The 14,324-nt window shown below is 45.2% G+C and carries 14 protein-coding genes; 4 read left to right on the top strand and 10 right to left on the bottom strand.

The genetic code is table 11. From position 1 onward, the window contains the following. Positions 1–24 precede the first annotated feature (24 nt). Both QNO02_RS25675 and QNO02_RS25680 read right to left on the bottom strand, forming a co-directional pair. Entirely contained in the window at positions 25–558 is a 534-nt protein-coding gene (locus tag QNO02_RS25675) for a hypothetical protein (protein WP_076328906.1), read from the bottom strand. Positions 559–625: 67 nt separating this feature from the next. Next, on the bottom strand, positions 626–1,135 hold the full coding sequence (locus QNO02_RS25680) for a DUF948 domain-containing protein (RefSeq protein ID WP_017692265.1): 510 nt from the start codon (positions 1,133–1,135) through the stop codon (positions 626–628). Between the two features lie 220 nt (positions 1,136–1,355). Between QNO02_RS25680 and QNO02_RS25685 the strand changes: the two genes are divergently transcribed. Together QNO02_RS25685 and QNO02_RS25690 are read left to right on the top strand one after the other, a co-directional pair. Then, entirely contained in the window at positions 1,356–1,520 is a 165-nt protein-coding gene (locus QNO02_RS25685) for a DUF1328 domain-containing protein (RefSeq protein ID WP_017692264.1), read from the top strand. Between the two features lie 373 nt (positions 1,521–1,893). Further along, on the top strand, positions 1,894–2,412 hold the full coding sequence (locus tag QNO02_RS25690; protein WP_091038561.1) for a hypothetical protein: 519 nt from the start codon (positions 1,894–1,896) through the stop codon (positions 2,410–2,412). A gap of 91 nt (positions 2,413–2,503) precedes the next feature. On the opposite strand, the gene QNO02_RS25695 is transcribed toward QNO02_RS25690, so the two are convergent. After that, positions 2,504–3,391, bottom strand: coding sequence for a cation diffusion facilitator family transporter (locus tag QNO02_RS25695; RefSeq protein WP_249913179.1), 888 nt, complete (start codon positions 3,389–3,391; stop codon positions 2,504–2,506). Positions 3,392–3,681: 290 nt separating this feature from the next. Here QNO02_RS25695 and QNO02_RS25700 point away from each other — a divergent pair, with 290 nt between their 5' ends. Continuing rightward, positions 3,682–3,870 carry a hypothetical protein gene (locus QNO02_RS25700; RefSeq protein ID WP_017692261.1) on the top strand — a complete coding sequence of 63 codons (189 nt, stop codon included), beginning with the start codon at positions 3,682–3,684 and terminating at the stop codon, positions 3,868–3,870. Positions 3,871–3,984: 114 nt separating this feature from the next. Here the strand turns inward: QNO02_RS25700 and QNO02_RS25705 are convergent, their stop codons facing one another. The 6 genes from QNO02_RS25705 to QNO02_RS25725 all read right to left on the bottom strand — a co-directional run bounded on the left by QNO02_RS25705 (position 3,985) and on the right by QNO02_RS25725 (position 12,757). Continuing rightward, entirely contained in the window at positions 3,985–5,610 is a 1,626-nt protein-coding gene (locus tag QNO02_RS25705; RefSeq protein WP_091038559.1) for an ABC-F family ATP-binding cassette domain-containing protein, read from the bottom strand. Between the two features lie 215 nt (positions 5,611–5,825). Then, on the bottom strand, positions 5,826–6,872 hold the full coding sequence (locus QNO02_RS25710; protein ID WP_091038557.1) for an MBL fold metallo-hydrolase: 1,047 nt from the start codon (positions 6,870–6,872) through the stop codon (positions 5,826–5,828). Positions 6,873–6,943: 71 nt separating this feature from the next. After that, entirely contained in the window at positions 6,944–7,153 is a 210-nt protein-coding gene (gene cydS / locus QNO02_RS30420) for a cytochrome bd oxidase small subunit CydS family protein (protein WP_502921841.1), read from the bottom strand. Continuing rightward, complete coding sequence (locus QNO02_RS25715) at positions 7,150–8,184, bottom strand: cytochrome d ubiquinol oxidase subunit II (protein ID WP_091038554.1); 1,035 nt, start codon at positions 8,182–8,184, stop codon at positions 7,150–7,152. Before QNO02_RS25715 ends, cydS begins: the two co-directional genes overlap by 4 nt. After that, on the bottom strand, positions 8,181–9,527 hold the full coding sequence (locus tag QNO02_RS25720) for a cytochrome ubiquinol oxidase subunit I (RefSeq protein ID WP_091038553.1): 1,347 nt from the start codon (positions 9,525–9,527) through the stop codon (positions 8,181–8,183). Before QNO02_RS25720 ends, QNO02_RS25715 begins: the two co-directional genes overlap by 4 nt. 383 nt (positions 9,528–9,910) lie before the next feature. Next, the gene (locus tag QNO02_RS25725) at positions 9,911–12,757 is read right to left on the bottom strand and encodes an ATP-binding protein (RefSeq protein ID WP_165980413.1); all 2,847 of its coding nucleotides are present in this window, start codon (positions 12,755–12,757) and stop codon (positions 9,911–9,913) included. Between the two features lie 345 nt (positions 12,758–13,102). Here QNO02_RS25725 and QNO02_RS25730 point away from each other — a divergent pair, with 345 nt between their 5' ends. Further along, on the top strand, positions 13,103–13,801 hold the full coding sequence (locus tag QNO02_RS25730; RefSeq protein WP_036668013.1) for a response regulator transcription factor: 699 nt from the start codon (positions 13,103–13,105) through the stop codon (positions 13,799–13,801). 49 nt (positions 13,802–13,850) lie between these two features. Here the strand turns inward: QNO02_RS25730 and QNO02_RS25735 are convergent, their stop codons facing one another. Beyond that, positions 13,851–14,270 carry a hypothetical protein gene (locus QNO02_RS25735; RefSeq protein ID WP_249913181.1) on the bottom strand — a complete coding sequence of 140 codons (420 nt, stop codon included), beginning with the start codon at positions 14,268–14,270 and terminating at the stop codon, positions 13,851–13,853. Between the last annotated feature and the right edge of the window lie 54 nt (positions 14,271–14,324).

The raw sequence follows: 14,324 nt of genomic DNA on the forward strand, positions 1-14,324 counted from the left end.
GAAACGATTCGGTAATAACCAATCCTAGGAAACTGTGTCATCAAAAAGATCAATGCCTTCAATCTGCTGAGAGCCTGACTTCATATATACTTTCAGAGCCTGGTCTCCACGGAGAAACACTTCTCCGTCCTCTGCCACATAATAAGGTTTCCCGAGAGCATGATGGATCGCTTCAATATTCATCTCAATTCTCTTTCCGTTTAACATGATGTGATTCTCAGATGCATCGATATGCACATATTGAATAACATCCGTATCTTCACACAAACCAACCTTTACATCATGAAAGTGATATTCAGGACACCCCAGATAAGGATCTTCCTGCTTATGCCCCGGCTGGCCCTTGTTGGCCAACAAATCATCCATGGTGTCATCCAGAGAAATGCCATTCAGAGTCCGAAAATGCTGGAAAGTCTCGGATCGATCAACAGCCAGAGTTACCTCTGACGCCTTCTCTTCCATTACCGTCCATTGCATATCGTGAGCAGCGGGTACCGCTGCCGGTTGAACGGAAAAGGGAGAAATTACGCTAAACATCACAAGCAGTAGTTTCATCATGATTCTCACCCTTTCATCAGGTTCATCACCGCTCTGAAGGCTTCTTCATGGTTATAAAGCGGTCATGTTACTTGCGCATCCGTTGCCATACATTCGCTGCAACATCAATATACTTCATCCAGTTTTTCCCGCCCTTAGCTTCACCATTATATGTAGCTTCATAGGATTGCAGGGTACGATCCGTTGATGTAGCAGGCGGTGCAGTTACATGAACCGATTCAGCATGTTTGGTCTGTTCAGCGTTGTTACGTTTAGTCTGAAATTTCGCCATCAGCGTTGTGGAGACTTGTTTGGCTGCTGCCGTCACTTCGTTCAACACTTCTCCCAGATTCTCAACAGATTCCATAACAGGATCAATTTTTTTCATTTTGTGCTGTACATCCACCGTAATATCATTGGCATGCCTTACCGTCTGCTTCACTTCATAACTAAGTTCATCAATGGTTTTCTGTACCTCCTGCAGTGTCTGTGAGACATTGTCCAAAGAACCCTGAGCGGATTTCAAGGTACGAATTAAAAAGAAAACCAGTACTGCAAATGCCACTGCAATCAGGGCCACGCTAATTTGATAGATCATAGAAGAACCTCTCTTTCCATATGTGCATCAGTTTGTTATTGCTATAGTTACCCGGCGATTTCCCGGACGAAACAATATTATATATCCCTTCATATATGCCCTCGCTTGGAAAAAAAACCAATGTTTCAAGCGGTTAGCACCCGGTTAAAGTTAGACTACACAAGGCGGTGAGGTGAACACAACTCACTGCACAATCATTTATACGAAAGGATGAATACTTATGTTGAAATGGTCTGTATTATTTCTAATTATTGCACTGGTAGCAGGTATTTTTGGATTCTTCGGTATTGTTGAAGCAGCTGCTTCAATCGCGAAAGTACTCTTCTTCATCTTTGTTGTACTGTTCGTAATCTCCCTGATTACTGGACGCAGCCGAATGCGATAACCTCAGGCTCTGAAATGACTGAGTGTTTACTAACGAATACATACAAAAGCCGATCGTGCTTCCAAGCCGATTGGCTTTTGTGCGTTCAGGCATAGGTCAACTTTTCTATATTATGTATTGCACTCCCTTCTGCTTTATTCCAATCCGCTCTCGTATGAATCCCAAAAAAAACAGGACCTTTTTGAGATAGCCAACCCGGTTTTATCCCACCGAAGTATGATATTTACAGGCTTGCTATATACCCACATATGAGCCAGTTGACACTGGAGAATGCAAGAAAATATTGTTATAATTTGTGATTCATAAGGTAGCTTGCTTGGTTACTTTTAACACAGGACAACAAATTACATAACAAACCGAGGAGGAAAAGAAAATGAAAAAAATCGTAAGTTTTGCTGCTGCTTTAACGTTGATGGGTTCGATGGCTGCCGCTGCAGGTGCTGAGGAAGCGGTTACTGGAACGGTAACTCCGGAAACAGGAACTGAGGCTACAACAACGCCAACGACCACAACAACTCCAGCTGTTGAAGTGAACAAACCTGCTGTAGACACAGTAGAAGGTACTGCTGAGACTGTAACAGGCACAACAACAGACACTACAGGTGCAGAAGGTACTTCAACTACAACTGAAACGCCAGCTACGACTACAGATGACAAAATGTTTGAAGAGCCACTCGTAAAACCAGGCGATGAAGTACTGGCACCAACGATGTTGCTGAACCTTCTGGAGCGCACTTGGTTCTATGATGCACCTAATGGTAAACCAATCGGTGCATTAGGCTCCCAAGTCATCGATACAACAGGTGAAGTGGTTGATGGATTCGATGGCGGCGAGTGGGTACAAGTATACACTTGGAAAGGCAAAGCGTGGATCCACGTTGCCATTCAGTAACATCGTATAATCGTTCTAATGATAAGTAAAGAGGACAGCACGCACAATCGCGGCTGTCCTCTTTTCATTTTCCAAGATGTTCACTCCCTGTTCAAGGGTTCCTTGTGACTTCTTCCGTCTTTGGTTCCACATGTACATGTACATGCATGATGTTATGCGATCGCTTCAACCGCTCTTCAACACGGTCACAGATCTGATGGCCTTCAATCAAGCTTAGGCCTCCGTCCACTTCAATGACTACGTCCACAAGTACATGACTGCCATGCACACGTGCCTTCACATCCTTGATCATCTCAACACCGGGAACGCGTGCTACTGAGGATCTGAGATCCGTCAGTTCCTTCTGGTCAAATCCATCGGTAAGACGATGTGTAGAATCCCGGAAAATCTCCCAAGCCGTTTTGCAGATCAACAGACCTACAGCAATGGCAGCTACTTTATCCAGCCATGGAAGTCCAAACTGCGCACCTATAATTCCAATTGCAGCGCCTATGCTGACCCAGGCATCCGAACGATTATCTTTCGCCGCAGCCATCAGAGCCTGACTATTAATTTGTTTAGCCAGACGGTGATTGTAACGATATACGCCTAACATCACCACAGCACAGACTACAGCCACCGCTGCCGCCCACAGATTTGGAGCAACAAAGGCTCCTTCATACCAGGAGCGAACGGCTTCAACCAATACTTGCAGCCCAACCATAGCCATAATAAATGAAGCCACCAAGGCAGCAACCGTCTCCGCTCTGAAATGACCATAGGCATGATCCGAATCAGGTGGTTTCTGGGAGATCCGAAGCCCGATCAATACAGCAATGGATGCCACAATATCCGTAAGGTTATTAAAACCATCGGCCAGCAAGGCGCTGGAAGCAAATAAATATCCACAGATCAGCTTAAAGGCGGACAAGACGAGATAGGCTGCAATACTAACCCAAGCTCCTCGCTCCCCTTTTCGAATTTCTTCATAAGCGTTCAAACCGGGCGACACCCCTTTAACGTTTCGTATTACGGTTTTTCCATGTTAACAAATGCGGAGCGTGTGGGTCTACAGAAACAGTGTTGCCAGGCTGCATTGCTGTAGGCAAGCCGAAACAAAGTTGCCAGACGGCAGGGCTGTAGTTAATGAGAAAAAATGTTGGCCTGGGTAAAACCAAAGGTTTTGAGCATTTTATCAGGTTGCCCTTGTAGGGCTTTTGTAAAACGTATAAAATAGGTACATCCCGTCCAATCTGGACGGCTCACTGTAAGACCGGGAGGGAAATAACGATGAGCGAAAATAACGAACCGAAAAAGGTCAGTTTGCAGGATGCTATACGCCAAAAGCTGGCGCAGAAGAAAGAACAAGCAAATTCCGGTAACCAATCCAGCGCCTACTTTGAAGGCGGACCTAAAGCGATGAAGAGTCAAAACAACAAGAAGCCTAACAACCAACGTCGCCGTACTGGTGGATCTTAGGTCTTAAACCCGCAGAGAAACCCATTGAATTACAAAAAGAACCGCAACCCCTATTCACAGAGGCTTGCGGTTCTTTGGTGTTCCTATAATAATGTGCCGTAGATAATCCTTAGTTTAAGCTTCTACCGGATACATTTTATTGCGAAGTTCTTTGATTTCGTCACTTTCCAGATATTCGTCATAGCTCATTTGGCGATCAATGATGCCATTCGGCGTAATTTCGATAATCCGGTTAGCAATGGTTTGAATGAACTGATGGTCATGGGAAGTGAACAGCATGGTGCCGTCAAAATCAATCATACCATTGTTCAGCGCTGTAATGGATTCGAGATCCAAGTGGTTCGTAGGCTCATCCAGAATCAATGCGTTAGCACCAGTCTGCATCATTTTCGCCAGCATACAGCGAACTTTCTCGCCCCCGGAGAGTACACTTGCCTTTTTCAAGGATTCCTCACCTGAGAAGAGCATACGTCCCAAGAATCCACGCAGATACGTTTCATCCTGATCTTTGGAATATTGACGGAGCCAATCCACAAGAGTCATGTCTACACCGTCAAAATATTTGGAGTTGTCTTTCGGGAAATAAGCTTGAGTTGTTGTTACACCCCAAGTGTATTCGCCGCTATCCAATTCCGTTTCACCCATAAGAATATCAAACAACAGTGACTTGGCATTCCCGTTTGGACCAACAAATGCGATTTTATCCCCTTTGTTCACGACAAAGCTGATATCATTCAGCATTTTTACCCCATCAATGGATTTGCTGATGCGATCTACGGTCAACAATTGTTTACCGGCTTCACGCTCAGGTTTGAAGTTGATAAACGGATATTTACGGTTCGATGGACGAAGGTCATCCAACGTGATTTTGTCGAGTTGTTTCTTCCGGGAAGTTGCCTGTTTCGATTTCGAGGCATTCGCAGAGAAACGTTGAATAAAGGCTTGAAGCTCTTTAATCTTCTCTTCTTTTTTCTTGTTGGCATCACGTTGTAATGCAAGTGCCAATTGGCTGGATTCATACCAGAAGTCATAGTTACCTACGTACAACTGGATTTTACCAAAGTCGATATCCGCAATGTGCGTACATACTTTGTTCAGGAAGTGACGGTCATGGGATACCACAATAACAGTACCTTCATAGTCCATCAAGAAGTTCTCAAGCCATTGAATGGATTCGAGATCCAAGTGGTTGGTAGGCTCATCAAGCAACAGGTTGTTTGGACGACCAAACAATGCTTGTGCAAGCAGGACACGAACTTTTTCGTTACCACTTAGTTCATTCATTTTCTTATCGTGCATGTCACGGTCGATACCCAGACCGATCAGGAGTGCCGCTGCATCCGGCTCAGCATCCCAGCCATTCAACTCGGCAAATTCACCTTCAAGCTCACCTGCACGCAGGCCGTCTTCTTCAGTGAAGTCTGCTTTAGCATACAGCGTATCTTTTTCTTTCATAATGGCATAGAGACGACTATGACCCATAATTACCGTTTCGAGAACCGGATACTCATCATATTCAAAGTGGTTTTGCTTCAAAACGGCCATACGTTCGCCCGGGGTGATGTGCACCTCTCCCGAGTTTGATTCAATTTCACCGGACAAAATTTTCAAGAATGTTGATTTACCGGCTCCATTGGCGCCGATGAGGCCGTAACAGTTTCCTGGTGTGAATTTGATATTTACATCTTCAAAAAGTGCACGTTTTCCGTAGCGGAGCGTGATGCCGCTTGTACTGATCATTAAGCATACCATCCTTTATTGGTTAATCTGCATACTGCATGAATAGCAAGTTGCGTAAATCATGGATTCAATATCCCGATGCCTATTCTGGCACCATATTATAACACAAAAAAGCGGCAAATTCGAAAATTGGCCGCTTTTTACTTATTAAAGATTTGGTAAATACACTGTTCATGCAGGCATACCCCTACATTAACATATTTGACTCATTTTTGTTAGCCCTGTTTGCCTTCCTCGTGGTGAATGCGGAGCGTCTCGCCATGACCAAGCACCCGAATCCGCTCTTTACCAATGCCTAGACGTTCACGTTCAACTTCCAGCCGATCCAGCGCTTCCTTGGGCGTATCATCCGCCAGCTTGAATGTGCCGTAATGCATTGGCACCATGAGCTGTGAACCGGATTCAACGAACCCCTGCAGCGCTTCTTCGGGTGTCACATGCTGAGAAGTCATGAACCATTCCGGATCGTAGGCACCGATGGGCATCAGGGTAACACCAATGTCAAAGCGTTCTCCAATCGTTTTGAAACCCTGGAAGTAACCTGTATCACCCACAAAATACAACACAGGCGGACCGCCTGATGTTTTGGATGTTTCGTTCTTCCCTGATTCCGTGGATGATTCATCCTGATTGTTCGTTGTTGCAGCACTTTCCGCTGCTGAAGTCGTTGCCGGATGGTTCGATTCCAATACATAACCGCCCCAATGGGACGTATTGGTATCAAACAACGTTCGGCGCGTCCAGTGCTGTGCAGGGACAAAAGTTATTTTGACTCCGCCAAGTGTCATATGATCCCACCATTTCATCTCCTGGCATCGATGGAATCCTTTGCGAATCATCTTGCGCTTCAGACCATCGGGTACGATGAGCAATGTCTTGGCTGTAATCAGCTTACGCAAGGAAGCCAGATGCAGATGATCATAGTGGGAATGGGATATCAGAATCACATCCAAAGGTGGAATATCCTGAATCGGAATGCCGGGGGCACCGAGCCTTCGTTGAAATCCCATTTTTTCGGCCCACACCGGGTCAGTCACGATGTTCAATCCATAATATTGAATGAAAAACGTGGAGTGACCAATCCAGGTGATACTTGTGTCCTCCCGGTTGGCATGCAGATAATCCAGTTCAGGCGGGTGTTTGGGCACGGTGTAGGAGTAGTCCTTCACTTTATTGCGCCGCTGCTCCCTCCATTGTTTGAATTCCTTCAGCGTTTTGTCCGTACTTACATTATCGATATTGTTATAACGGATTTTCGGCATGAAAGGGCCCTCCTCCCTTCCTCATTTCTTAACAAAAGATTACCCCAAACGGGAATGGACGTACCAACCAATCAATCCTTTGGGTTCTTACATACAGCCAGATATACAAACAGAAAGACAATAGCAGCCGCAATGATCAGTGGAGGGGCGTACATAATGGTGAATGTCTCAAAAAAGCTCAATCCGGTTATACCGGGTATCCCCGTGACTCCCTCAGTAGATAGTGGATCCAGCAAGGGAGTCATGAGTAAGAACATGTTTGGGTGCATGAACAGACTCATCCTTTCTTTTTACCAGAATTACCGCGCACATAATTGGCATCAAACAGGAACAGCTTCATAATCAGCACAAGCGAAGGAATGAGCACGAGTAGCCCCAGACTAAACGCTGTAATGAGCGCAATCCCCATCGTCCGATTCGTAAAGCTGTCGTAAATATTGATGTAAGGATACAGGATGTACGGAAGGTGGGATCGCCCGTAGCCATACCAGGCAAAGGCAAATTGAAGCATGACAGCGACAAAACACCAACCTAGATATTTACTTTTCCACACCAGCGACACCGCAATGACAAAACAAATAAACGAAGCGATGAACATCCACGAAATATCCACCATCTGCTCAAAGTGTGCGGGATTCTGTTTGTTAATCTGCAGAAAAGCCAGAAAGCTCGCAAAAATGGTAGGCAAACTCCAGAGCAGCGCGTACTCCCGAAGCACCTCATATGCCGGTTCATCCCCAGCCCGTTTTGCATAATAGGATAGAAACATCGCCGAGATGTAGAGCACACTAACCAGTGCAAGCAAAACGACCGACCAGGTATAGGGATTCGTCAAAAATTCACGCCAGCGAAAAAACACCTGATCGCCCACCTGCTCAATGATCCCGCCTTCGGATATCGCCAAAATGGTGGAGAATACCGCCGGAATCAGCAATCCCGTCGCCCCGTACAATGCCATGTAGATCCGGCTGTTCTGCCCATGGTTGCCATAGGTATTATAGGCGTAATATACGCCCCGGATCGCAAGCAGTACAATAGCCAGGGAACCCGGAACCAGCAAAGCTGTCCCGTAATAAAAGGCGCTGTCCGGATAAAATCCGACCAGACCAACCACAAAAAAGATCAAAAACACATTCGTCACTTCCCACACGGGAGACAGGTAGCGCTGAATGATGTTATGAATTTTGTTCTCATGCCCGGTCAAAATGCTATAAAAGCTGAAGAACCCGGCGCCAAAATCAATCGAAGCGACGATCAAATAACCGAACAAAAACGTCCACAATATCGCGATGCCTGCAATTTCGAAACTCAATGCACGATCCCTCCTTCAAGCCCCAGAGACTCCAGTTCCTTCTCTGCTTCCTTGTTACGGAACAGCTTGCTGAGTACCCGAATGCACGAGAAACACAGGATCAGATACAGCAAGATGAACAACACCAGCATCCATCCTACCGAAGTTGACGTCGTAGCCGCTTCCGCCACCTTCATATAACCGCGTAAGATCCAAGGCTGCCTGCCAACTTCGGCGAACATCCACCCCAGCTCGATGGCAATCATGGCCAGAGGCCCCAGCAAGACAATGCCAAGCAGCAGCCATTTGGGATACGGCTTGCGCCCTGGCAACCACCGCCGCAGTACATATAACACAGGAATCATCAGAATGATCACTCCCGTTGTGACTTTCAGATCGAACATATAATGAATGGATAGTGGTGGTCTCAGATCCGCCGGAAATTCTTCGAGACCCTTCACTTCCGTATCTGGACGATTACCCGCCAAAATGCTAAGGGCATAAGGAATCTCAATCGCGTATTTCACTTCATTATTTTCATCCAAAATCCCCCCATAAACGAGCGGTGCCTCTTTCATCGTCTTGAAATGCCATTCTGCGGCAGCCAACTTCTCCGGCTGATACTTCGCCAGAAATTTACCGGAGGAATCGCCGATCATGACGGTACTGACGGCAAATACGAGCGCAGATACCGTCGTGAGTTTCAGTGCTTTTTTGTAATACACATGATCCCGTCCCCGAAGCAAACTGAAGGCGGCTATCCCCGCCAGGATACCTGCACTCAAGGTGTAGGATGAGGCGAGTACATGGGACACTTTGGTTGGCGTTGCCGGATTCAACATGGCAGCAATCGGATGAATGTCCTTCATGATGCCATTAATCAGGGTGAATCCCTGAGGCTGGTTCATGAAGGAATTCACCGTTGTAATGAAAATCGCAGATGCAGATGAGCCGAGAGCTACCGGAATCAACAGCAGCATATGCGTATATTTCTTTTTGAAACGATCCCACGTATAGAGGTAAATCCCAAGAAAGATCGCCTCTATAAAAAACGCGAACGTCTCCATAAACAGTGGCAACGCAATCGCCTGACCCGCGACCCGCATAAACATCGGCCACAGCAGACTGAGCTGTAATCCGATCGAGGTGCCTGTAACGACGCCCACGGCAACGGTGATGACAAAACCTCGCGCCCACCTGCGTGCCAGCAGGGTGTAATGCATATCATTGGTTCGTAGTCCTCGCCACTCGGCCAAGGCAATCATGAGTGGAACACCTACACCAATAGATGCAAAAATAATGTGCACAAACAGGGTAAGGCCGGTTAGTATCCGGCTGAGCAAAACAGGGTCCAGAGATGACATGGTTACACTCCTCTTTCACATAATCGTTATGTACGACAGCAGTTACTCTGCTTGAACATGTATCTAATAACTCATGATTCGGATGATGCTCTTCACAACGGCATACAGCACAACCACAGCTGCAACCAGACAGACGATAATGAGTGTTTTCTCTTGTTTACGGAACATATACCTGCCGTCCTCCTTTTGCATGGGATGCAAATTATGGCTCTATAGACAGTTTGCAAAAGAAGTTGTTTTTTTATCCGGGGAAATTGAAAAACAAAAAAAGCCTTTCCCCTTATCACGCTCACGCGCTGAAGGGCAAAGGCTCTATCCGTAGGTCTCGTAAATAATTATTATTTATAAAAAAGTGAAATACATTTCTTCATCCATCATTAAATTTACACCAATACGTCCTGCTTGGGCAGTCGAACCTTGAACGTACTTCCTTTGTCCGGTGCAGATATAAAGGTCAGTGTACCCTTGTGATCCTCTACAATTTTACGGGAAATGTACAACCCAATTCCTGTTCCACCAATCTGCCGATGATCTGAATTATCGACCCGATAGAATTTGTTGAACAGCATGTCCTTCTCTTGCTCCGCAATGCCTATTCCGTAGTCACGCACATCAAGACATAACCATTCCTCTTCTTCCCATAACGTCACATCGATACGATCGGCTCCCGGAGAATACTTGACTGCATTGCCCACCAGATTATGCAGAACCTGAACCATCCTGTTCTGGTCAGCATAAGCAAAAAAGTCTCCATTAAACGTATGCACGTAGATACGTTGGGCAGACTTCATATTCCACTGTTCGGCAACCCCTTCTACCAACTCAACCAGCGGTACATACGTCATGTGGTAAGTCATACCTTCGTTGTCGAGGCGCTGAATATCGAGTACATCATCGAGCAAACTGCTCAGCCGCTTGCCCTCCGAAGAGATGGTCTGCATGAATTCCCGCTGCTGAGCTGCCGGAAGGTCATACATCATCATTAATTCCACATATCCCATAATGGTGGCTACAGGCGTTCGAAGCTCATGAGATACCACACTGATCAGCTCATTTTTCATCCGATCCAGCCGTTCTTCTCCTGTCCGGTCACGGAACACTAGCAGAAACCCATGGTTTTTACCCGGGACATCCATCTGCTTCATGTACAAGGAAAATACACTTTTATCCACATTATTGAATATAAATTCGGTCTCGATAAACGCTGTTTCTCCATTCAGGAATGCTCTCGTCTGTTCCATCAGATTGAAGTTGTCCGTTAATACCATCGTATCAATCGCCTGCGCCAAATCTTCAATGGATCTGCCCATAAAATCACCCAAACCAAACATCTCTTCTATCCTTCGGTTGACGATGGTTATGGTCCCTGATCGATCAGACATCACAAGCCCTTCTCGTACGGATTCAATAAATTGCTCACTGATATCTCGCTGTTCCTGAATGGCAATCTTCTCATTGAACAACTCTGAGTTCAGCTTCTCCAGCGCCAGGGCATGACGTACACGATCTTCTTCTGCTCTGGTCCGCTCTGTAATATCCTTAATAAACAGGTTATATAATGTCTCATTTTTGCCCAACTGGATCTCAACAATTTTGTACTCAATCGGAAATACGGAACCATCCCGTCGAATACCTGAAATTTCTTCAACGATGGTGTATCTTTTACCTTCAACATATTCAAATCGCTCCAGCAAATTCTTGATCTCCTTGCAGCTGGCCCCTTGAAAAAGAGTCGGCGCTTCCTTGTGCAGAATCACTTCTTCCCGACGCAATCCAAACATTCTTTCAGCCTCCGGATTAAACTCAACGATCAACCCATTGGAGTCCACAGCGATAATCGCATCAATAGAGGATTCAATAATGGCACGTTTGACCTCTTCACTATTCTTGAGTTCCTTGGTACGCTCAATAACCCTGTCCTCCAGCGTTAACTTGTCGTGACGAATCTGTTCGAATTGTTCCAGCAGCACATCAGCCATTTTGCGCAAATTGCCAATCAGGATCTGTACTTCGGTTACATGGCTGGTTGGCCACTCCATCTTCCCATTTCGAAACAGCAGTCTCGGAAGAGAGCCTGTCATCCTAGTCAGTCTTAACAACGGGCTAACAACCTTACTGCTGAGAGGAGCCGCTACGATCATGGAAGCCACGATGATGATGAACAGGGATTGCAGCGTGGTCAGGTAAATGGATTCGATTCGGGGGTAATACTCGGACGAGTCGGTCACAATGAATACCCGATAAGGTGTTAACCTTGTCATTTCTGCTTCATAGATAAAAGAGGCTTGTTTCCAGTGATTCAATACATCGCTGTAATGGATATTTGCGGAACTTAACAGAAAGAGATTATCCCTTGATTTCAGAAGACGGAATCTGTCCATGTCCAGGTAATCGCCTGCCTGAAGTGTATTCAATCCAGAAGCGACGACCGTATCATTCCGATCCAGCAGAATCACATTCACGCCTAGTAGATGATGATAACGCGCCATATTCTGATCCATATTCTCGGAGGTAACATACTCTTCATCAATATCCTGAACAACCGCAGTCGCTGCATATTTCATATCACGTAATATGGCATCATTCATTTGATCCAATTGTCTGCGGCTATCTGCGGATAACAGTACGAGAGAAACAAATACCACAAAGGCGACTACATATTTAAACGCAATTCTTGTTAATGGGATGGTTCCCATGCGTTTTGATTTGTGTTCACCCGTAGTGATCCAAAAATCAACTACAATTCCCGCAATCAGCGCATTCACCATACCAATCACAGCAATATACATATACTCATACTTCAAATCGTCTATATTTAAACCCAACATAAAATGCCCGGTATAGATAACAGGAAGTAACATGACTACCCAAAAGACAGCATTAGCCTTGATTAAGCTGCCATTCTTCCAGCGGATCTGCCAAACGAGCATCCAGATTAATTCCATGAAGTGGGCAAGCATGACAGTTAGATTGTGCGGCACAAAGCCGACAAAGACAGTATTCAGCAGATGGATGACTGTAAGGGTGACAAATCCATAGATGGCCCCATGCAAACGAAGAGCAACGAGTGCTGCCGCGCTCCCAATCATAAACTGTACACCATAGAATAAAGTAAACGGAAAAATGGTGCTTAGTGAGCCCAGAATGATCAGAATGCTGGTCCCAATCCAGGGTATTCTCAGCTTCAACACGACCCAATCCAGCATTTGTCTTGCCTTTATACGATCCATAAGCATTTGCCCTCATGGATCATTTTTTCTTCTGTTTTCAACAACAACGTTGGTTCCCCCTATAAACTTAAGCGGATACAATATTACTTTTTTTCCCCTTAACTCGTTCTGATCCATTATACTGTAATTAATACTTGGTGTAGCTTTGGGAAATTCTGATTGATCGGCAACCAAACTGCATTCATGCTAGAATATTGAAGTTCATTCAAAAAGCGTATTCTTTCTCTACATATACATCCTATATTTTGGGATAGAAACATTAAAAAATTTGCGGCATTTATTCGCAATTCACCTTGTTTTTTTAGCATTTTCTTAACATATTATTTTCACCAGGAGTGTGACCCTATGACTATCAAAGTACTTCTTATAGAAGATGAGAAAAATCTGGCCGACATGATTGCTTTCTTTCTTGAGGAGGAAGGATACATCACTGAACGGGTTCATCATGCCCGCGAGGCACTTCAACTGTTTCCACAATTCCAGCCGGATATTGTTGTAACTGATCTCATGCTTCCTGAAATGGATGGAAATGATCTCGTAGAAGCCTTTCGCCAGCACTCCACTGTGCCCATTCTGATGATCTCGGCAAGCACCATGCTGAATGATCGACTTCGTGCATTACATAATGGTGCGGATGACTTTCTGTGCAAACCATTTAGTTTGAAAGAGTTGGATGCCCGGATTAAAGCACTGCTGCGAAGATCAATCATTTCCTATAAGGATAAACCGGTAAAAGAAGACAAGCAGGCAGAGGTTACTGGACATGTGAATGTGAATGAGTACAGAAGAACCCTGTTTGTGGATGGTGTTGAAATCGAGGTCACTCATATTGAGTTTGAGATTATGAAGGAATTGTACCGCAATCCGGGTAAAGTGTTCACCCGCAATGAGCTGATGGATCGCATCAAAGGCTCCGAACGCGCCTATTTGGATCGTACCATTGATGTTCATATCTCAAGTCTGCGTAAAAAAATTGAGCCTGACCCCAAGAACCCACGTTATATTAAGACGGTTTGGGGAACAGGCTATAAATATGTGATCTAATACGATCGTAACGATTAAAAAGTTAAACACTTTTGGCCATATCCCTCTTTTATCTCATGGATAAGATGGGTGGTATGGCTATTTCTGATTTATGGATAGACGAAGAATACAACCAATTTTCCATATCCTTGATTAGTTGATTCGGGTCTTGCTCGTTCCAGAGAATCATCTTCATCTCACCTGTACCTGTAATCTGTTGCAGGTGACGCTTCCGAATTAGGGAATGGAAATCCGTAATGACCAGTAACGGAAGTTGTGGCATAAAAGCCCGAATGGCATTTGCTGCTGACACCGCTTCTTCGGCATTCTGATAGTCAACAATACAATAACGGGCATTTTCCCAACTTCCCCGATGTGTTTCTATCGCAGAACCGGATGTTGAGTCCTCAATCCAGTTCCTGAACAATTGAATAATATTCTCATATGCAATACGACGTTTTCCATCCGAGAGCACGGTAATGGGTTCCATAGGTATAACCTCCAGTTGATTCTTATCTTTATTGTGCCAATTTTCGTTTAAAAA

Source organism: Paenibacillus sp. PK1-4R (assembly GCF_030369595.1).
In the GTDB taxonomy this organism is placed as follows: Bacteria; Bacillota; Bacilli; order Paenibacillales; family Paenibacillaceae; genus Paenibacillus.